At 58.2% G+C, this 19,991-nt stretch carries 19 protein-coding genes; 12 read left to right on the top strand and 7 right to left on the bottom strand.

The window, feature by feature from the left end; translation table 11 throughout:
- Nucleotides 1–58: 58 nt before the first annotated feature.
- Both menA and rraA read left to right on the top strand, forming a co-directional pair.
- On the top strand, nucleotides 59–979 hold the full coding sequence (gene menA / locus CWM54_RS25100; protein WP_061156236.1) for a 1,4-dihydroxy-2-naphthoate polyprenyltransferase: 921 nt from the start codon (nucleotides 59–61) through the stop codon (nucleotides 977–979).
- 92 nt (nucleotides 980–1,071) lie between these two features.
- Entirely contained in the window at nucleotides 1,072–1,557 is a 486-nt protein-coding gene (gene rraA / locus CWM54_RS25105) for a ribonuclease E activity regulator RraA (protein ID WP_002882913.1), read from the top strand.
- A gap of 61 nt (nucleotides 1,558–1,618) precedes the next feature.
- Here the strand turns inward: rraA and pfkA are convergent, their stop codons facing one another.
- From pfkA to cpxP, 3 genes are all read right to left on the bottom strand, one after another.
- Complete coding sequence (pfkA, locus tag CWM54_RS25110; RefSeq protein WP_061156237.1) at nucleotides 1,619–2,581, bottom strand: 6-phosphofructokinase; 963 nt, start codon at nucleotides 2,579–2,581, stop codon at nucleotides 1,619–1,621.
- A gap of 196 nt (nucleotides 2,582–2,777) precedes the next feature.
- Complete coding sequence (gene fieF, locus CWM54_RS25115; protein WP_008807873.1) at nucleotides 2,778–3,680, bottom strand: CDF family cation-efflux transporter FieF; 903 nt, start codon at nucleotides 3,678–3,680, stop codon at nucleotides 2,778–2,780.
- A 158-nt stretch (nucleotides 3,681–3,838) separates the two neighbouring features.
- Complete coding sequence (gene cpxP / locus CWM54_RS25120; RefSeq protein WP_004178004.1) at nucleotides 3,839–4,342, bottom strand: cell-envelope stress modulator CpxP; 504 nt, start codon at nucleotides 4,340–4,342, stop codon at nucleotides 3,839–3,841.
- Nucleotides 4,343–4,491: 149 nt separating this feature from the next.
- Here cpxP and cpxR point away from each other — a divergent pair, with 149 nt between their 5' ends.
- On the top strand, nucleotides 4,492–5,190 hold the full coding sequence (cpxR, locus tag CWM54_RS25125) for an envelope stress response regulator transcription factor CpxR (RefSeq protein WP_002882901.1): 699 nt from the start codon (nucleotides 4,492–4,494) through the stop codon (nucleotides 5,188–5,190).
- Complete coding sequence (cpxA, locus tag CWM54_RS25130; protein WP_061156238.1) at nucleotides 5,187–6,560, top strand: envelope stress sensor histidine kinase CpxA; 1,374 nt, start codon at nucleotides 5,187–5,189, stop codon at nucleotides 6,558–6,560. The genes cpxR and cpxA overlap by 4 nt, the downstream gene beginning before the upstream one ends.
- A gap of 63 nt (nucleotides 6,561–6,623) precedes the next feature.
- Here the strand turns inward: cpxA and yiiM are convergent, their stop codons facing one another.
- Together yiiM and sodA are read right to left on the bottom strand one after the other, a co-directional pair.
- Nucleotides 6,624–7,298 (bottom strand): 6-hydroxyaminopurine reductase, encoded by a 675-nt coding sequence (gene yiiM / locus CWM54_RS25135; protein WP_100698876.1) that lies wholly within the window; start codon nucleotides 7,296–7,298, stop codon nucleotides 6,624–6,626.
- A gap of 72 nt (nucleotides 7,299–7,370) precedes the next feature.
- Nucleotides 7,371–7,991 carry a superoxide dismutase [Mn] gene (gene sodA / locus CWM54_RS25140; protein WP_004203668.1) on the bottom strand — a complete coding sequence of 207 codons (621 nt, stop codon included), beginning with the start codon at nucleotides 7,989–7,991 and terminating at the stop codon, nucleotides 7,371–7,373.
- Between the two features lie 289 nt (nucleotides 7,992–8,280).
- On the opposite strand from sodA, the gene rhaT reads away from it, so the two are divergent.
- Complete coding sequence (gene rhaT, locus CWM54_RS25145; RefSeq protein ID WP_100698878.1) at nucleotides 8,281–9,315, top strand: L-rhamnose/proton symporter RhaT; 1,035 nt, start codon at nucleotides 8,281–8,283, stop codon at nucleotides 9,313–9,315.
- 32 nt (nucleotides 9,316–9,347) lie between these two features.
- Here the strand turns inward: rhaT and rhaR are convergent, their stop codons facing one another.
- Nucleotides 9,348–10,193 carry an HTH-type transcriptional activator RhaR gene (gene rhaR, locus CWM54_RS25150; protein WP_002882891.1) on the bottom strand — a complete coding sequence of 282 codons (846 nt, stop codon included), beginning with the start codon at nucleotides 10,191–10,193 and terminating at the stop codon, nucleotides 9,348–9,350.
- Nucleotides 10,194–10,266: 73 nt separating this feature from the next.
- Nucleotides 10,267–11,103 (bottom strand): HTH-type transcriptional activator RhaS, encoded by an 837-nt coding sequence (gene rhaS / locus CWM54_RS25155; RefSeq protein ID WP_061156241.1) that lies wholly within the window; start codon nucleotides 11,101–11,103, stop codon nucleotides 10,267–10,269.
- Between the two features lie 310 nt (nucleotides 11,104–11,413).
- Between rhaS (CWM54_RS25155) and rhaB the strand changes: the two genes are divergently transcribed.
- The 7 genes from rhaB to CWM54_RS25195 all read left to right on the top strand — a co-directional run bounded on the left by rhaB (nucleotide 11,414) and on the right by CWM54_RS25195 (nucleotide 19,849).
- Complete coding sequence (gene rhaB / locus CWM54_RS25165; RefSeq protein ID WP_100698880.1) at nucleotides 11,414–12,880, top strand: rhamnulokinase; 1,467 nt, start codon at nucleotides 11,414–11,416, stop codon at nucleotides 12,878–12,880.
- Entirely contained in the window at nucleotides 12,877–14,136 is a 1,260-nt protein-coding gene (rhaA, locus tag CWM54_RS25170; protein ID WP_100698882.1) for an L-rhamnose isomerase, read from the top strand. Before rhaB ends, rhaA begins: the two co-directional genes overlap by 4 nt.
- 151 nt (nucleotides 14,137–14,287) lie before the next feature.
- Nucleotides 14,288–15,118, top strand: a complete 831-nt coding sequence (rhaD, locus tag CWM54_RS25175; RefSeq protein ID WP_100698884.1) for a rhamnulose-1-phosphate aldolase — start codon at nucleotides 14,288–14,290, stop codon at nucleotides 15,116–15,118.
- Between the two features lie 81 nt (nucleotides 15,119–15,199).
- Nucleotides 15,200–16,186 (top strand): rhamnose ABC transporter substrate-binding protein, encoded by a 987-nt coding sequence (gene rhaS, locus CWM54_RS25180; RefSeq protein ID WP_100682022.1) that lies wholly within the window; start codon nucleotides 15,200–15,202, stop codon nucleotides 16,184–16,186.
- A gap of 146 nt (nucleotides 16,187–16,332) precedes the next feature.
- Complete coding sequence (locus CWM54_RS25185) at nucleotides 16,333–17,844, top strand: sugar ABC transporter ATP-binding protein (protein WP_100698886.1); 1,512 nt, start codon at nucleotides 16,333–16,335, stop codon at nucleotides 17,842–17,844.
- Nucleotides 17,841–18,848 (top strand): ABC transporter permease, encoded by a 1,008-nt coding sequence (locus tag CWM54_RS25190; protein WP_165785847.1) that lies wholly within the window; start codon nucleotides 17,841–17,843, stop codon nucleotides 18,846–18,848. Before CWM54_RS25185 ends, CWM54_RS25190 begins: the two co-directional genes overlap by 4 nt.
- Nucleotides 18,845–19,849: an ABC transporter permease gene (locus CWM54_RS25195; protein ID WP_100682020.1), complete on the top strand. Its 1,005-nt coding sequence runs from the start codon at nucleotides 18,845–18,847 to the stop codon at nucleotides 19,847–19,849. The genes CWM54_RS25190 and CWM54_RS25195 overlap by 4 nt, the downstream gene beginning before the upstream one ends.
- The last annotated feature ends 142 nt before the right edge of the window (nucleotides 19,850–19,991 follow it).

A 19,991-nucleotide genomic window follows, 5' to 3' on the forward strand; every position in this document is an offset into this window, starting at 1 on the left:
GCATTTTCATCACTGTTGATGGGGGCTATAGCCCCCATTTTTATTGGCTAAAATAACTATGACTGATATCAGCCGTTCTCAGGCGTGGCTGGAAAGCCTGCGTCCTAAAACGTTACCGCTGGCGTTTGCCGCGATTATTGTTGGCACCACCCTTGCCTGGCAGCAGGGCCATTTTGATCCCTGGGTTGCTCTGCTGGCGCTGATCACCGCCGGCTTGCTGCAAATTCTTTCTAATCTGGCCAATGACTACGGCGACGCGGTCAAGGGCAGTGATAAACCCGATCGCATCGGGCCGCTGCGCGGCATGCAGAAAGGGGTGATTACCCCCCAGCAGATGAAGCGCGCCCTCATCGTCACCGTCGCACTCATCTGTCTGTTTGGTCTGGCGCTGCTGTGCGCCGCCTGGCAGAGCGTCGGCGATTTTATCGGCTTCCTTGTGCTGGGTGGCCTGTCCATCGTGGCCGCCATCACCTACACGGTGGGCACCCGCCCGTATGGATATATTGGCCTGGGTGATATCTCGGTACTCATTTTCTTCGGCTGGTTGAGCGTCCTTGGCAGCTGGTATCTGCAAGCGCACAATGTGGAAGCCGCCATTTTTCTGCCGGCGACGGCCTGCGGTTTGCTGGCGACTGCCGTGCTGAACATCAATAATCTGCGGGATATTGATAGCGATCGCCAGAACGGAAAAAACACCCTCGCCGTGCGCCTGGGGCCGGTCAATGCCCGTCGCTATCATGCTTGCCTGCTGTTCGGCTCCCTGCTGTGCCTGGCGCTGTTTAATCTGCTGGCGCTGCATTCTGTGTGGGGCTGGCTGTTTATTCTCGCCACGCCGCTGCTGGTCAAACAGGCGCGCTACGTCCTGCGCGAACCTGATCCGGTAGCGATGCGGCCGATGCTCGAAAAGACGGTTAAAGGGGCCTTACTGACCAACCTGCTGTTTGTCATCGGAATTATTGCCAGTAAGCTGATGGCTTAACTGACAAATATCAATTAACAATTGATGATTTTGCCAACAATGGGATTCGCGGGATATACTAAAAACTCTCGCAGCAACTGAACGTTAAGCCTATGAAATACGATACTTCCGAGCTTTGTGACATCTACCAGGAAGATGTCAACGTCGTGGAACCGCTGTTCTCTAACTTTGGAGGACGGTCGTCGTTTGGTGGACAAATCATTACGGTAAAATGTTTCGAGGATAACGGGTTGCTCTATGATCTGCTCGAGCAGAATGGCCGTGGTCATATTCTCCTGATCGACGGCGGCGGCTCAGTACGACGCGCGTTAATTGACGCCGACCTGGCGCGTCTCGCCGTACAGAATGAATGGGAAGGGTTAGTGGTCTATGGCGCGGTGCGCCAGGTGGACGACCTTGAGGAACTGGACATCGGCATCCAGGCGCTGGCGGCAATTCCGGTCGGCGCAGCTGGCGAAGGCATCGGCGAAAGCGACGTGCGCGTCAATTTCGGCGGGGTGACCTTCTTCTCCGGCGACCATCTGTATGCCGATAACACCGGGATGATCCTGTCGGAAGACCCGCTGGATATCGAATAAACCCTCCGCCATAAAAAAGGCCTTCTCCATGAGAAGGCCTTTTGTTTATCCGACGCGCAACTTAGTACAGTTTCTTCGCGCAATCCAGCCAGTCGTTCTTGAACGGACGCTTCATGTTCTCGATGGCATCGATAATATCGTGGTGCACCAGCTTCTCGTTCTGGATGCCGACGCAACGACCGCCTTGTCCCTGCAGCAGCAGTTCAATCGCATAAGCGCCCATACGGGAAGCCAGGATACGGTCGTAAGGAACCGGGGAACCGCCACGCTGAATGTGGCCAAGAACGGTAGCGCGAGTTTCACGGCCGGTTTCTTTCTCGATGTAGCTTGCCAGCTCGTCAACGTCGCACATGTGCTCGGTAATCGCCACGATAGCGTGTTTTTTCCCTTTCGCGATACCGGCTTTGATTTCAGCGACCAGATCGTCACGGGTGTATTCCACTTCCGGCACCATGATGAACTCACAGCCGCCGGCAATCGCCGCCGCCAGGGTCAGGTCGCCGCAGTAACGGCCCATCACTTCCACCACGGAGATACGCTGGTGTGAAGAAGAGGTGTCGCGCAGACGGTCAATCGCTTCCACCACGGTGCTCAGGGCGGTGAAAAAGCCGATGGTGTAGTCAGTGCCTTTGATATCGTTGTCGATGGTGCCAGGCAGGCCGATGCACGGGAAGCCCATCTCGGTCAGGCGCATTGCGCCCATATAGGACCCGTCACCACCGATAACCACCAGCGCGTCCAGGCCGCGCTTCTTCATGTTTTCGATAGCCACAGCGCGAATGTGTTCTTCGCGGAATTCCGGGAAGCGAGCGGAGCCCAGGAAGGTGCCGCCGCGGTTGATCATGTCGGAAACGCTGTAACGGTCGAGCTGAACCATACGGTCTTCATACAATCCGAGGTAACCGTCATAGATTCCAAAAACTTCCAGACCTTCCGTTAATGCCGCGCGCACAACGCCACGAATTGCTGCGTTCATGCCCGGCGCATCACCGCCACTTGTCAACACACCGATTTTCTTAATCATGACTACCTCTGAACTTAGGAAGCAAAAAATAATTCTGTTGCCTGAAGCGCTCCCTCACCAGGAGTGCACGACGCTAATGACAATAGTATATCAAACGCCTCAAGCTGAATTGATTCAGGTCAGACCAAACGGCGGTAATTTATACAAAAAATGCCGATCTGCCCCACATTTTTACATCGAGTTTACAGACTATAACCTAACGCTCAAAAAAGCCCTGCTGCGCCGCTGGCACTACAGAACTGGGATCCTGATGGATAATGACATCGGAACCCGGGAAACGGCGCAGAATCGCCTGCTCCACCTGGTCTGCAATCACGTGGGCTTGCACCAGCGGGAGGTTATCTTCCATTTCCAAATGAATCTGAATAAAGCGGGTCGGCCCTGACTGCCGCGTTCGTAGATCGTGCGCCCCGCGGATGCCGGGCCATGCGGTCACGATGGTGATAATGTCCTGACGCTCCTCGTCAGGCAAGGCGCGGTCGAGTAGTGACTGAACCGCCTCATAGCCCATCCGCAGCGCGCTATATAAAATATAGATGCCAATTCCTAATGCAAACAACGCATCGGCGCGATGCCAGCCATACCAGGAAAGGCCCAGCGCCACCAGAATAGCGCCGTTCATCATAACATCAGACTGATAATGAAGCATATCTGCCCGCACCGCCTGGCTCTGGGTTTTTCGCACCACCCAACGCTGGAAGGTCACCAGCGCCAGCGTGCTGAACAAGGCGATCAACGTGACGACGACCCCGACGCCGGCGGCCTGCAGCGGCTCCGGACGCACCAGGTGCTGAATGCCGGTGAGAAACAGAAACAGCGCCGAGCCGGAGATAAACATGCTTTGCGCCAGCGCCGCCAGCGATTCCGCTTTGCCGTGGCCAAAGGTATGTTCTTCATCAGCAGGTTGCAGCGAATAGCGAACCACCAGCAGGTTGGTCAGCGAGGCGGCAATATCCACCAGTGAATCCACCAGCGCAGCCAGAATACTGACTGAACCGGTATACCACCACGCAAAAATTTTGATCAAAAGTAACGCGGAGGCCATGGCCGTCGCGGCGATAGCGGCGCGGCTGACCAACCGGCCATAAGATTGATTCATATAGGCTCCTTCTCCTGCAATGCGCTTAGTATAACCTGAACTTGTGACGCTCACGGGATACGCGAAGAAGTTGATTTGCCGAAAAAAGGGCAAAAAAAACCCCCACATCATGTGGGGGAAGACAGGGATGGTGTCTATGGCAAGGAAAACAGGGTTTGTTACTGGGGTTGCAGGGTGTTGCTACTACTCGAAAGCATCATTGCTGAGCCTTTCTGCATCCTTGCAACCTCACGCAACTGATCCATACGTTGCTGGTGCTTAGCATTTAAAACCGCTTGCTGCTCTGGCGTAAGCAGGTGGTACATCTGGTTGCGGACCTTAGCCATTTCGACCTGGCGAGCAACCTGTTCCTGCGCCATCTTTTCTGCCTGAGCGCGCACAGCGTTTTCATCAAAATTTTCTGCGGTGACAAGGCGATGCATTGTCTCCATTTCGCTAACATTAACGGGGAGCCTATCATGGCGTGCCCGTTGCATAAGATCCCGTAACTGCTGACGTTGCTGCTCGGTTAAACTTATGCCGTCAAACATATGGCTCTGGCTACCGCGCTGTCCCCCTTCGTCTCCGGGGAGCCAGTTAACGCTGGTAACGACTTCAGCGGCCTGGCTATATGCACTTAGCGCCAGCGTTGAGGCCATGACGGCAGCGATAACATTGCGCATCACATACTCCCAAAACGTTTGTGTCGCGATTCAACGAGAGACAGTCTACGATTCAGGCTGCAAACATGCGTCAGGGGGTGTAAAACAACGTAAAGTCATGGATTAGCGGGCCTTGATGACGTAATTTCTGCCTCGGAGGTATTTAAAAGATGAATAAAATCCTGTTAGTTGATGATGACCGGGAGCTCACCTCCCTGTTAAAAGAGCTGCTCGATATGGAAGGTTTTAACGTGCTGGTGGCCCATGATGGGGAACAGGCGCTGGCCCTTCTGGACGACAGCGTTGATTTATTGCTGCTCGACGTGATGATGCCGAAGAAAAACGGTATCGATACGCTGAAAGAGCTGCGTCAGACACACCAGACCCCGGTTATCATGCTAACAGCGCGCGGGAGCGAGCTGGATCGCGTTCTCGGCCTTGAGCTGGGCGCGGATGACTATTTGCCTAAGCCGTTCAACGATCGTGAACTGGTGGCCCGTATACGCGCGATTCTGCGCCGTTCCCACTGGAGCGAGCAGCAGCAGACGACCGAAGCCGGATCGCCAACGCTGGAAGTGGATGCCTTAAGCTTGAATCCGGGCCGCCAGGAAGCCAATTTCGATGGTCAGACGCTGGAGCTCACCGGTACCGAGTTCACCCTGCTCTATCTGTTAGCGCAGCATCTCGGCCAGGTAGTGTCGCGTGAACATTTAAGCCAGGAAGTGTTAGGCAAGCGCCTGACGCCGTTCGACCGCGCCATCGATATGCATATTTCCAACCTGCGGCGTAAGCTGCCGGAGCGCAAAGATGGTCATCCATGGTTTAAAACGCTGCGTGGTCGCGGGTATCTGATGGTTTCCGCTTCATGATAGGAAGTTTGACTGCACGCATCTTCGCCATCTTCTGGCTCACGCTGGCGCTGGTGTTGATGCTGGTGCTGATGTTGCCCAAACTGGACTCCCGGCAGATGACCGAGCTGCTGGAAAGTGAGCAGCGTCAGGGCATTATGATCGAACAGCACGTCGAGGCCGAGCTGGCGACCGACCCGCCAAACGACCTGATGTGGTGGCGTCGTCTGTTTCGCGCCATCGATAAATGGGCGCCTCCGGGACAACGCCTGCTGCTGGTGACCAGCGAAGGCCGCGTGATCGGCGCAGAACGCAACGAGATGCAGATCATTCGTAACTTTATCGGCCAGGCCGATAATGCCGATCATCCGCAGAAAAAACGCTATGGCCGCCTGGAAATGGTGGGGCCGTTTTCCGTCAGGGACGGGGAGGATAACTATCAGCTCTATCTCATTCGTCCCGCCAGCACCTCACAATCTGACTTTATCAACCTGCTGTTTGACCGCCCCCTGCTGCTACTGATCGTCACGATGCTGGTCAGCGCTCCGCTGCTGCTGTGGCTGGCGTGGAGCCTGGCGAAACCGGCGCGTAAGCTGAAAAACGCCGCCGACGAAGTCGCCCAGGGCAACCTGCGCCAGCATCCGGAACTGGAAGCCGGGCCGCAGGAGTTCTTAGCCGCTGGCGCCAGCTTTAACCAGATGGTCACCGCGCTGGAGCGGATGATGACCAGCCAACAGCGGTTGCTGTCTGATATCTCGCACGAGTTGCGCACGCCGCTCACGCGCCTGCAGCTGGGTACCGCCCTGCTGCGTCGCCGCAGCGGTGAGAGCAAGGAGCTGGAGCGTATCGAAACCGAGGCGCACCGGCTGGACAGCATGATCAACGACCTGCTGGTGATGTCGCGTAATCAGGCAAAAAATGCCCTGGTCAGCGAGACAGTGAAAGCTAATCAGCTGTGGGGCGAAGTGCTGGACAACGCGGCGTTTGAAGCCGAGCAGATGGGTAAATCTTTCACCGTTGAGTATCCGCCGGGCCCGTGGCCGCTGTACGGTAACCCCAATGCGCTGGAAAGCGCGCTGGAGAATATCGTCCGCAACGCTCTGCGCTACTCGCACACGAAGATTTCCGTCAGCTTCTCGGTGGATAAAGACGGGATTACGGTTAACGTCGACGACGACGGCCCGGGAGTCAGCCCGGAAGATCGCGAACAGATTTTCCGGCCATTCTACCGGACCGACGAGGCGCGCGACCGCGAGTCCGGCGGCACCGGCCTGGGTCTGGCGATTGTCGAAACCGCTATTCAGCAGCACCGCGGCTGGGTGAAGGCCGACGACAGTCCGCTGGGTGGTTTGCGCTTAACCCTTTGGCTACCACTGTATAAGCGCACCTGATGCTATCCCGGCTTGCGCTGCGCTAAGCCGGGAGTATCCCCGGAAATACTCAATAGGGGGGGATTAGTTCCCCCACAATCTCCGCGAACTATCCTCGATCTTGCCGCTTAAACGCCGCTTCTGCATGGTTCGGCTCCAGCTCACCGACAGGCCCGCAGCCGACAATAAGCGGTGGTACTGATCATCATCAAACGGCATCTGCCAGGCAATCGCCCCGGCCTCATGGACACTGACATCGCTCAGCCGGGAAACCAGCTCGAGCGGCGCATCGCTGGAGACTTGCCCCCCGGCAATCACCCGGTACAACCAGCCGGTCTTCCCGCTGTTTTGCACCAGCTGCGCCATATCGCCGATCGCAAAATGAAAATTGAGCTTGAAGCACGGCGATCGCGGCTGGGTGACCTGGATCAGCGCCTCGCCCCAGCGAAAGATATCGCCGATATAAACATTTTGCTCGGTGAGCCCGGTGGTGGAGAGGTTTTCGCCGAACGCCGGAGCGCAGAAGCGCTCGGCCTGCTGAGGGAAGTCACGGATCCAGTCGGCATAGTGTTCGCGCGGATAGTGGCACAGCGCGCGGTCCGGCCCGCCGTGAATTTTCTTCTCCGCCTGCTCGTCCCCATCGAGGCCGAGATCGTCGAGCTGCAATTCGCCATCAACCTGGATTTTGCCGATCGCGCTGGGGCGACTGCCCGCGTAGTCCCTGATTTTGCCGACAAAGACATTCACCGGATAATGCATGGCTGCTCTCCTTGCTACAGATATAAAAAAAGCGAGTCATCAGACTCGCTTCTCTCTTAGCGCAATGCAACCTTATTTTTTAGCGGCAAAACGCGCTGCAGCTTCGTCCCAGTTCACTACGTCCCAGAAGGCTTTGATGTAGTCCGGGCGACGGTTCTGGAATTTCAGGTAGTAAGCGTGTTCCCACACGTCCAGACCCAGGATCGGGAAGCCGGAAGCGCCGGAAATGGCTTCGCCCATCAGCGGGGAATCCTGGTTGGCGGTGGAGACAACGGCCAGTTTGTCACCTTTCAGTACCAGCCACGCCCAGCCGGAGCCGAAACGGGTCGCAGCGGCTTTTTCGAATTCCGCTTTGAAATTGTCTACAGAGCCGAAATCGCGCTCAATAGCCGCTTTCAGGTCGCCCTGCAGGGTGGTGCCGGTTTTCAGGCCTTTCCAGAACAGGCTGTGGTTAGCGTGGCCGCCCGCGTTGTTACGCAGTACGGTTTTTTTGTCAGCCGGCAGTTGATCCAGCTTGGTGATCAGCTCTTCAGCGGACAGGTTAGCGAACTCCGGCAGGCTTTCCAGCGCGGCGTTAGCATTGTTCACGTAGGTCTGATGGTGTTTAGTGTGATGGATCTCCATCGTCTGCTTGTCGAAGTGCGGTTCCAGAGCATCGTAAGCGTACGGCAGGGATGGCAGGGTATAGCTCATAATCATCTCCATTATTGTCGAGCGGCTCAAGTGTTAACGCCGCGTAAGCAGTTTGTCCATTATAGTTAATTAAATGGTATTGAAAATGCTTATCAATGCCGTATTTTTCATATGGATATAACCAGAAGAAATACCCGCCATTTTGTGATGTAGAACAACTAATTAAGCCCATGGTTGCCAGGGTTCGCCATCCTGTGGCAACGGCTTGAAGGCGGCCAAAGCGGCTAATTTTTACACTCATCACATCGGAAGCCGCCGTCTCCGATAAAAAAAGATGAGGATAAAATCAATGAACCACGCGATTACGATGGGTATTTTTTGGCATTTGATAGGGGCCGCCAGTGCCGCCTGTTTCTATGCCCCGTTCAAAAAAGTAAAACACTGGTCGTGGGAAACCATGTGGTCGGTTGGAGGGATCGTCTCCTGGCTGATCCTGCCCTGGGCCATCAGCGCCACGCTGTTACCCGATTTCTGGGCCTACTACCGCTCTTTTAGCGCTTCCACGCTGCTGCCGGTCTTTCTGTTCGGCGCCATGTGGGGTATCGGTAATATCAACTATGGCCTGACCATGCGCTATCTCGGCATGTCGATGGGAATAGGCATCGCCATTGGCATCACGCTGATTGTCGGCACGCTGATGACGCCGATTATTAATGGTCAGTTTTCGGTGCTGATGCACACCCAGGGCGGTCAAATGACGCTGCTTGGCGTGCTGGTGGCGGTGGTTGGCGTCAGTATCGTCACCCGCGCGGGCCAGCTGAAAGAGCGCAAAATGGGCATCAAAGCCGAAGAGTTCAATCTGAAGAAAGGGCTTCTGCTGGCGGTGATGTGCGGCATCTTCTCGGCAGGGATGTCGTTCGCGATGAACGCCGCCAAACCGATGCATGACGCTGCCGCGGCGCTCGGCGTCGACCCGCTGTACGCGGCGCTGCCAAGCTACGTAGTCATTATGGGCGGCGGGGCGCTGGTCAATCTCGGCTTCTGCTTTATTCGTCTGGCGAAAGTGAAGAGTCTGTCAGTCAAAGCCGATTTTTCGCTGGCTAAACCGCTCATCATCAGCAACCTGTTGCTCTCCGCCCTCGGCGGCCTGATGTGGTATCTCCAGTTCTTCTTCTATGCCTGGGGCCATGCCAGCATTCCGGCGCAGTATGACTATATGAGCTGGATGCTGCACATGAGTTTCTACGTGCTGTGTGGCGGTCTGGTGGGTCTGGTGCTGAAGGAGTGGAACAACGCCGGCCGTCGTCCGGTGAGCGTCCTGAGCCTCGGCTGCGTGGTGATCATCATCGCCGCCAATATCGTCGGTCTGGGGATGGCCAGTTAACCACCGGCTCATCAGCCAGACAACGACGGTTTTCAGGCGGCGGCGCGACTGCGCTGCCGCCATTGCCCCGGCGACATGCCGATTTCCCGGCTAAAAACCACCGAAAAGTAGTTACTGTCCTCAAAGCCGCACTGCATGGCGATATCGCCGATTAAGCGCTCGGTATGCTGCAGCAGGTACTGCGCGTGGCAGATCCGCAGCTGGCGTAAATAGTGATTGATGGTCATCCCGGTTTGCTGGCGAAACTGCTGGCGTAGCGCCCGCTCGCTGCCGCCCTCCTGCTCGCAGAAACGCTCCAGAACAAAGGGGCGGCTGAGGCTGGCCGCCAACGCGGCCAGCAGTTTGTCCAGCAGCGCTTCGCGCTGCGTCGCCGCGGGATCATCCGTCGCGTAGCGATGGCGCTGCAACGTCAGCGCCAGCTGGGCAAACAGCAGTTCGGCCATCGCATTTCCCTGCGCGTCGCGCCGGGCGCACTCATGCTCAAGCTGGCTAATCACCTGGCGCGCCTGAGCCATACCTGTGCTACCCATGCGCCAGTGGGGCTTCCACGGCGTGCCAAAGAGGCCAGGGATCGCTCCCGCCCAGTCAAAATTAAGTTGCAGCCGCTCCGGGCAATAGATGATGTTCTGCAGAACTAAATCATTGACCGAAGCATAGGAGTGTTTATCTTCGGCGCGAATATAGAACAGATCGCCGCGGGTAATGCGCCAGGGGCGATCGTTAAGGACGTGCAGCCCGTTGCCCCGCCACACCAGCACCAGCTCGCAGAACTCATGGGTATGTTCGGCAAAAACGTTTTGCGGGTAGCGGTCGGCCACTGCCACTGCCTGTGTGGCGGAAGGGAAAAACTCCTCTTTACGTAGAATCAGACCGGCCACGGCTCACACTCCAAACGCGGATAACGGCGCATTATTCGCGTTTTTAACCCGCAATACGTTGACTCTTCTCGCGTTACTGAAGAATGGCGTCGCGGCCCTGGCGGATATCGCGCGGCGACCAGTCAAATTCGCGGCGAAAAAGCGTCGAAAAGTGGTTACTGTCGCCGAAGCCGCAGCGAAAAGCGATATCAGTCACACTTTCATCGCTGTGGCGCAGCAGGTGCCGGGCCTTCATCAGGCGCACCCGATTAAGATAGCGCTGCGGCGTCAGGCCAGTCTGCTGCTTCAGCTGGCGGTGCAGGGTACGCAGCGACAGCGAAAACTGCGCCGCCACCTCCTCCCAGCAGATCTCCTGGGCAAAATGATCTTCCAGCCAGGCCAGCAGCTGATTCAGCCGCGCATCATTGTTGGTAGCCTCTTCCGCAAGACTGCTTTTACGTAACAGCACCAGCAGCTGCATAAACAGGATCTCACGGCTGGCGACGGCATGGGTATCCGTTTCGCTCCCCATGGCCTCCATCTGCGCCACGATATGCCGAACCTGCTGCAGGACCGTCTGGTTCACCCGCCAGTGCGACGGGTAGTTCCCCTCCTGCTCCTGGGGCAGCAGCTGGTTGACCCCGGCGAGAAAACGAAACGCATCCGGCGCGCGATAGAGCACATTGGTCAGACACAGATTGTCCGTATGCTCGTAAAGATGCCGGTCATGATCGCGGATAAAGCAGACTGAGCCGCCGCCGATGGTATAGGGCTGACCATTGAAGACGTGAATACCCGTGCCCTGCTCCACGATGACAATTTCATGGAAATCATGGTGATGTTCCGGAAAGGCCGACTGAGGGAGGCGGGGTTCAATAGCCACCGTCGAGATCCCGGCCTTAAAGAAATCCGTACTGTGCAATATGGTCATGATGCCACCCTCGTAATGAGAAAAATTATCAGTCACCGGCTGATAGTAATGAAGGGTTGGCTATCCGGCCTTCAATTTTTGACCATGAAATTCGTAAATCCTGCCGCTTTTTCAAGAATCAGCCGGAAAGATACGGAACTGCGGACGCCATCACATCCCCCTCGCCACCCCCTAAAACCACAAATTGTGATTTCCCTCACGGTCACCTTTGCTTTCTTGCCAGCGGCCAGTTTTGACTGTCCGTAGCGAGAAGGTGTCAGTGAGCGGCCTTTTTTAGACTGCGGACAATGATTTTAAGAAGGGTCTTTCCATGAGTATTCGTCATTGTGTCGCCGTCGATTTAGGTGCCTCCAGCGGGCGGGTGATGCTCGCCAGCTATCAGTCCGGGCCGCGTGCCCTGACCCTGCGCGAAATGCACCGCTTCACCAACAGCCTGCAGAAGGTGGATGGCTTCGACTGCTGGGATGTGGATAGCCTGGAAGGCGAGATCCGTCGCGGGCTGGAGAAAGTGTGTGAGCAGGGCATCCTGATCGACAGTATCGGCATCGATACCTGGGGGGTGGATTATGTCCTGCTGGATAAGCAGGGCCAGCGCGTCGGACTGCCGATCTCCTATCGTGACGACCGCACCCAGGGCCTGCTACGTCACGCTGAAGAACAGCTGGGCCGGGCGGAGATCTATCGCCGCAGTGGTATTCAGTTTCTGCCGTTTAACACCCTTTACCAGCTGCGCGCCCTGGTGGAGCAGCAGCCGGAGCTGGTCAGTCAGGCCGCGCATGCCCTGCTGATCCCCGACTATTTCAGCTTCCGCCTGACCGGCAATCTGAACTGGGAATATACCAACGCCACCACCACCCAGCTGGTTAACATCAATAGCGATAGCTGGGATGAGACGCTGCTGAACTGGACCGGCGCGCCGTTGGCGTGGTTCGGAAAGCCGACCCACCCCGGCAATGTGATTGGTCACTGGATCTGCCCGCAGGGCAACCGTATTCCGGTGGTCGCTGTCGCCAGCCACGACACCGCCAGCGCGGTGATCGCCTCCCCGCTGGCCGACCGCCATGCCGCCTATCTCTCCTCCGGCACCTGGTCGCTGATGGGGTTTGAAAGCCTGACCCCATACACCTGCGACGCGGCGCTGCAGGCCAATATCACCAACGAAGGCGGAGCCGAAGGCCGCTATCGGGTGCTGAAAAATATCATGGGCCTGTGGCTGCTGCAGCGGGTGCTGAAAGAACAAAACGTCAGCGACCTGCAGGGGCTGATCGCCCGCACCGCCGCGCTACCGGCGTGCCGCTTCATGATTGACTGCAACGATGACCGCTTTATCAATCCGGCCAGTATGAGCGCCGAGATCCAGTCCGCCTGTCGCGATGCCGGGCAGCCGGTTCCTGAAAGCGATGCCGAGCTGGCGCGCTGCATTTTCGACAGCCTGGCGCTGCTCTACGCCCGGGTGCTTAACGAGCTGGCGACGCTGCGCGGCCAGCCCTTCAGCCAGTTGCATATCGTCGGCGGCGGCTGCCAGAACGCGCTGCTCAACCAGCTGTGCGCTGACGCCTGCGGGATCGCCGTCGTGGCCGGACCGATAGAGGCCTCCACCCTCGGCAATATCGGCATCCAGTTAATGACCCTCGACGAGCTGGCCAATGTCGATGAGTTTCGTCAGGTGGTGCGCGACAACGCGGCGCTCACCGCTTTTACCCCCAATCCTGATAGTGAAATTGCCCGTTTCGTGGCGCAGTTTCAGCCACAACAGACCAAGGAGCTTTGCGCATGACCACTCAACTTGAACAAGCCTGGGAAATTGCTAAGCAGCGCTACGCCACCGTCGGCGTGGATGTCGAGGAGGCCCTGCGCCAGCTGGACCGTCTGCCCGTCTCCATGCACTGCTGGCAGGGTGACGACGTCGCCGGTTTCGAAAACCCGGCGGGAAGCCTGACCGGCGGCATCCAGGCGACCGGCAACTACCCGGGCAAAGCGCGCAATGCGGAAGAGCTACGCGCCGACCTTGAGCAGGCGCTGAGCCTGATCCCGGGACCAAAGCGTCTCAACCTGCATGCTATTTACCTGGAATCCGACGCGCCGGTAGCGCGCAATGAGATTAAGCCGGAACACTTTAAAAACTGGGTTACGTGGGCGAAAGCCAACAAACTGGGTCTGGATTTCAACCCCTCCTGCTTCTCGCATCCGCTGAGCGCCGACGGCTTTACCCTGTCGCACGCCAACGATGAGATCCGCCAGTTCTGGATCGACCACTGCAAAGCCAGCCGCCGTGTATCGGCTTATTTCGGCGAACAGCTGGGCACCCCCTCGGTGATGAATATCTGGGTGCCGGACGGGATGAAGGATATTACCGTTGATCGCTTCGCACCGCGCCAGCGGTTGCTGAATGCCCTTGATGAGGTGATCAGCGAGAAATTCGATCCGGCGCATCATATCGACGCCGTGGAGAGCAAGCTGTTCGGCATCGGCGCCGAAAGCTACACCGTCGGCTCCAACGAGTTCTATATGGGCTACGCCACCAGCCGCCAGACCGCGCTGTGCCTAGATGCCGGCCACTTCCACCCGACGGAAGTGATCTCCGACAAAATCTCTGCCGCCATGCTCTACATCCCGCGCCTGCTGCTGCACGTCAGCCGCCCGGTGCGCTGGGACAGCGACCATGTGGTGCTGCTGGATGATGAGACTCAGGCCATCGCCAGCGAAATCATTCGCCACAACCTGTTTGACCGCGTGCACATCGGGCTCGACTTCTTCGATGCCTCCATCAACCGCATCGCGGCCTGGGTGATTGGTACCCGCAATATGAAAAAAGCGCTGCTGCGTGCCCTGCTGGAACCGACCGCTCAGCTTCGTCAGTTGGAGAACGACGGCGATTACACCGCCCGCCTGGCGCTGCTCGAAGAGCAAAAATCGCTGCCATGGCAGGCCATCTGGGAGATGTACTGTCAGCGTCACGACACGCCGGCGGGCAGTCAGTGGCTGGACAACGTACGGGCTTATGAGAATGCGGTTCTGAGCCAGCGCGGGTAATGCACGGGCTCCCCCGGGTCGCGGCTGACGCCTTACCCGGGCTACGAACTGCGCGATGTTGCCAGAGCGCACCGAACAGTTCCCTCTCCCCTGTGGGGAGAGGGTTAGGGTGAGGGGCTACCCCCACCGAATCAACAGGAAAGACAAGACTATGCAGACCATTATCGACGCCTGGTTCGTCCAGGGCATGATCAAAGCCACCTCCGACGCCTGGCTGAAAGGCTGGGACGAACGCAACGGCGGCAACCTGACGCTGCGTCTGGATGAAGCGGATATCGAACCTTATGCGGCGGATTTCCACGCCAAACCGCGTTACATCGCCCTCAGCCAGCCGATGCCAATCCTGGCCAACCAGCCATTTATCGTCACCGGCTCCGGCAAATTCTTCCGTAACGTCCAGCTCGACCCGGCCGCTAACCTCGGCGTGGTAAAGGTCGACAGCGATGGCGCGGGATACCATATCCTGTGGGGCCTCACCGAGGATGCCGTACCGACCTCCGAGCTGCCGGCACACTTCCTGTCGCACAGCGAGCGTATCAAACTGACCGGCGGCAAAGACCGGGTGATCATGCACTGCCATGCCACCAACCTGATCGCCCTGACCTATGTTCTGGAGAACCATAGCGATCTGTTCACCCGCAAGCTGTGGGAAGGTAGCACCGAATGTCTGGTGGTCTTCCCGGACGGCGTCGGCATTCTGCCGTGGATGGTGCCGGGCACCGATGAAATCGGCCAGGCGACCGCCGAAACCATGCAAAAGCACTCGCTGGTGCTGTGGCCGTTCCACGGCATCTTCGGCAGCGGCCCCACGCTGGATGAGACCTTCGGCCTGATCGACACCGCCGAGAAGTCCGCCGAAGTGCTGGTGAAAGTCTTGTCGATGGGAGGGATGAAGCAGACCATCACCCGCGAAGAGCTTATCGCCCTTGGCAAACGCTTCAACGTGCAGCCGCTGCAGTCCGCTTTAGATCTTTATCCATAACAACATCGCGCCCCGCTCACCGAGACGGGGCGAAACATCACCTGCAAACCCTACAAAACTAACTCATGTGGAGTAAAAGCAATGAAAACAAAGACAAGCTTGATCCTCACCGTTGCCGCCCTGGCGTTGTCCGGTTCCACCTTAGCAGAAGTTAAAATCGCCCTTGTGGCGAAATCGCTGGGAAATGGCTTCTTCGAAGCCGCCAACGTTGGCGCCCAACAGGCAGCCAAAGAGTTAGGTGATGTCAAAGTGATCTACACCGGCCCGACCACTACCACCGCCGAAGCGCAGATCGACGTGCTGAACGGGTTGATCGCCCAGGGGGTGGATGCGATCGCCATTTCCGCCAACGATCCGGACGCGGTGGTGCCGGTGCTGAAAAAAGCGATGCAGCGCGGCATCAAGGTGGTCTCGTGGGACTCCGGCGTGGCGCCGGCAGGCCGCCAGATCCATCTTAACCCCTCGAATAACGCCTTAATTGGCGAAACCAACGTCAAGCTCGCCGCCGATGCGCTGAAGGCGCTGAACGTTGAGAAAGGCGAAGTGGCCGTGTTAAGCGCCACCCCAACCTCCACTAACCAGAACATCTGGATTGAGGAGATGAAAAAGGTGCTGCCGCAGTATCCGTCCGTGCAGCTGGTCACTGTCGCCTACGGTGACGATCTGTCGGATAAAAGCTACCGCGAAGCGGTGGGCCTGCTGAAATCATATCCGGACCTGAAAGTCATTGTTTCGCCGTCATCGGTGGGCATTGTTGCCGCCGCGCAGGCGGTGAAGGACCAGGGCAAAATCGGCAAAGTCTATGTCACCGGGCTGGGGCTGCCGTCGGAAATGGCCGGCGCGATCAAGTCCGGCGCCAGCAAAAGCTTCGCCATCTGGAACCCGATTGACCTGGGCTACGCCGCCACCTATCTGGCCGACGATTTAGTCAAAGGCACGGCGACCAAAACCGAAGCCAGTATGGGCAAGCTGGGCAAAGTGAAGCTGGATGCTGAGGGGAATGGTGCGATGGCCGAGCCGTTCGTCTACGATGCGAGCAACATCGATAAGTTCTCGAAAATTTTCTAACCCTTGTTCCCTCACCCCGGCCCTCTCCCGGAGGGAGAGGGGGAAAGGCTGGCCCTCTGCACGATGTGGCCAGCGGACGCCGGGCCGTTCCCTCGCCCCTTTGGGGAGAGGGTTAGGGTGAGGGGTGATTTTTGTGGAGAACTATCATGTCAGCATCAACGCCACTGCTGTCGCTGAAGGGGATCACCAAGATTTTTCCCGGTGTGCGCGCCCTTGAGAACGTGCAGCTTGATCTCTGGCCCGGCAAAGTGACCGCCTTAATCGGCGAAAACGGCGCGGGGAAATCCACACTGGTCAAAGTGATGACCGGTATTTATCAGCCCGAAGAGGGCGAGATCCTCTATAAAGCGATCCCCATTCATCTGCCAACGCCGGAGTCGGCGCATAAGGTAGGGATCACCGCCATTCACCAGGAAACCGTGCTGTTTGACGAACTCTCGGTCAGTGAAAATATTTTCGTCGGCCAGTATCTGTATAAGGGACTGTTAAAAACACTCGACTGGCCAGCGATGCACCGCAGAGCCAGCGAGATCCTCGCCCGGCTGGAAGTCCAGATCGACCCGCGGGCCACGCTGAAAACCCTCAGCATCGCCCAGCGGCACATGGTGGCGATTGCCCGGGCGCTGGCTTTCGACGCCCAGGTGGTGATCCTCGATGAGCCGACCGCCGCCCTCTCCCAGCATGAAATCCTGGAGTTTTATCACATCGTTGAGCGTCTGAAGCAGGACGGCAAAGCGATCCTGTTTATCTCGCATAAGTTCGATGAAATTTTCGAGCTGGCCGATTATTACACCATCCTGCGTGATGGGGTGTACGTCAGCTCCGGGGCGATAAGCGACATCACCGAAGAGCGGATGGTGTCGATGATGGTGGGCCGGGCGATCACCCAAACCTACCCGAAAGTCGACTGCACGCCCGGGGAAACGGTGCTGGAGGTGTCCGATCTCTGTCATCCTACCGAGTTTGCTCATATCAGCTTCCGCCTGCGCAAGGGAGAAATTCTCGGCTTTTACGGCCTGGTGGGCGCCGGACGCACCGAGCTGATGCAGGCGCTCTCCGGCGTGTCGCGTCCGTCCTCCGGCGAGATCCGGCTGAACGGCAGAACCATGCGCTTTCACCAGCCCGCCGATGCCATCCGCGCGGGCATCGTCTGCGTGCCGGAAGAGCGGCAGAAACAGGGGGCGATCATCGCCCTGCCCATCGCCCAGAACATCAGTCTGCCGCAGCTCAGTAAACTCAACCCTAACGGCATTCTGAACGACGCCCGGGAATGGCGGCTGGCGGACGAGTACGCCTCGCGCCTGCAGGTTAAGGCCTTCAGCTGGCGCCAGCCGGTGGAGACCCTCTCCGGCGGCAACCAGCAGAAAGTGGTGATCGGCAAATGGCTGGCGACCCAGCCCGAGGTGATCATCCTCGATGAGCCGACCAAAGGCATCGATATCGGCTCAAAAGCCGCCGTGCATCAGTTTATGTCCGAGCTGGTCAGCCAGGGACTGGCAGTGATTATGGTGTCGTCAGAGCTGCCGGAAGTGATGGGCATGGCCGACCGGATTATCGTGATGCACGAAGGGCTGATGGTCGCCGAATACCAGGCCGGTGAAGCAACAGCGGAAACTATCGTTAGCGCCGCCAGCGGCATCGGCCAGGAGGCGGCATGATGGGACACGCATGGCTTAAACATCGCGAAGCGCTGCTGGCGGTGGTCATCATTTTGATGATCGGCGCCATCGGCAGCCGGGCGCCGTCGTTCATTTCACCGGCCAATCTGGTGGAGATGTTTAACGATACCGCCATCCTTATCATCCTCGCCCTCGGCCAGATGATGGTGTTGCTCACCAAAGGCATCGATCTGTCGATGGCCGCCAACCTGGCGCTGACCGGGATGATCGTCGCCCTGCTTAACGCCCACTATCCGGGTATTCCGGTGGTGGCGCTGCTGGCGCTGGCAACCCTGCTGGGCCTGCTGATGGGGATGATTAACGGCCTGCTGGTCTGGCGCCTCGGCATTCCCGCCATCGTGGTAACCCTCGGCACCATGAGCATTTATCGCGGCATTATCTTCCTGCTGACTGACGGCGGCTGGGTTAACTCACATCAGATGAGCGCTGATTTTCTCAGCCTGCCGCGCAGCACGCTCATGGGATTGCCGCTTCTGAGCTGGTGCGCCATCGCCGCGCTGCTGCTGGTAGGTTATTTCCTGCGCTACAGCCGCACTGGCCGGGCCTTGTACACCGCGGGCGGCAACGCGACGGCGGCGTACTACACCGGCATTAACGCCGGAAAAATGCAGTTCGTCAGCTTCTGCCTCTCCGGCGCGCTGGCCGGCTTCTGCGGCTATCTGTGGATCTCGCGCTTCGCTGTCGCCTATGTCGACGTGGCGAACGGCTTTGAGCTGCAGGTGGTAGCGGCCTGCGTAATCGGCGGTATCAGCACCATGGGCGGAAGCGGACGGGTGCTGGGCTGCCTGTGCGGCGCGCTGTTCCTCGGGGTCATCAATAACGCCCTGCCGGTGATCGGCATCTCGCCCTTCTGGCAAATGGCGATTTCCGGGGCGGTGATCGTCATGGCGGTGCTGCTCAACGAGCGCGGCAATCGCAGTCACGGGCGGTTAATCCTGCGCAATGCGGCGTTAGCCCGGCAGAAACAGGCGGTGAAATCATGAGCAAAATGATGGTATCTGAAGAGATGAAAAACACTCCGGTCGCGCCGTCGCCGCTGCGCCGCCTGCTGTGCTGGGAAGGGTTTTTACTGGCGGTCACCCTGGCGGTATTTATCGGCAACGCGATGGCTTCCCCGTACTTCCTCAATATCTGGAACCTGTCGGACGCGACCTTTACCTTTACCGAGAAGGCGATCGTCGTCCTGCCGATGGCGATGCTGATTATCGCCCGGGAAATCGATCTGTCGGTGGCCTCGACGATGGCGCTCAGCTCAACGGTGATGGGCTTCTGCGCGGCGGCGGGGATGGATACCCCGCTGCTGGTGGTCATCGGCCTGGGCGTAGGTCTGCTGTGCGGCCTGTTCAACGGCTTGCTGGTGACTCGCTTTAACCTGTCGTCCATTGTGATCACCATCGGCACCATGAGCCTGTATCGCGGCATCACCTATATCCTGCTGGGCGATCAGGCACTCAACCACTACCCGGAGAGCTTTGCCTGGTTCGGCCAGGGGTACGTATGGGGGGCGCTCTCTTTTGAGTTTGCGCTGTTTATCCTCCTCGCCGCCGCCTTCACCTTCCTGCTGCATAAAACCAACTTTGGCCGCCGGACCTACGCCATCGGCAATAACCCGACTGGCGCCTGGTTCTCCGGGATCAATGTTAAGCGTCATAACCTGGTGCTGTTCGCGCTGGTCGGGCTGATGGCCGGGCTGGCGGCGGTCCTGCTGACCTCACGGCTCGGCAGTACCCGCCCCACCCTGGCGATGGGCTGGGAGCTGGCGGTTGTCACCATGGCGGTGCTCGGCGGCGTCAATATTCTCGGCGGCTCCGGCAGCATGCCCGGGGTGATCATTGCCGCTTTTCTAATGGGGCTGGTGACCTTCGGCCTGAGCCTGCTAAACGTCCCCGGTATCGTGATGTCGGTGATTATCGGCGCCATGCTGATCGTGGTGATCTCCCTGCCGATTATTACCCGGCGGATGATGCAGCGAAGACGATGTTAATTTCCCCCTCACCCTGGCCCTCTCCCCAAGGGAGAGGATACTGCCCGGCGCACGCAGACAGCCTGCAGTCCGGGACCGGTTTTCCCCTCTCCCTGCGGGAGAGGGGCGGGGTGAGGGGAAACGGATTTCCCAAAATCAACAT

Origin of the sequence: Klebsiella sp. D-Nf1 (genome assembly GCF_002810515.1) — a bacterium.
Classification (GTDB): domain Bacteria; phylum Pseudomonadota; class Gammaproteobacteria; order Enterobacterales; family Enterobacteriaceae; genus Klebsiella; species Klebsiella variicola.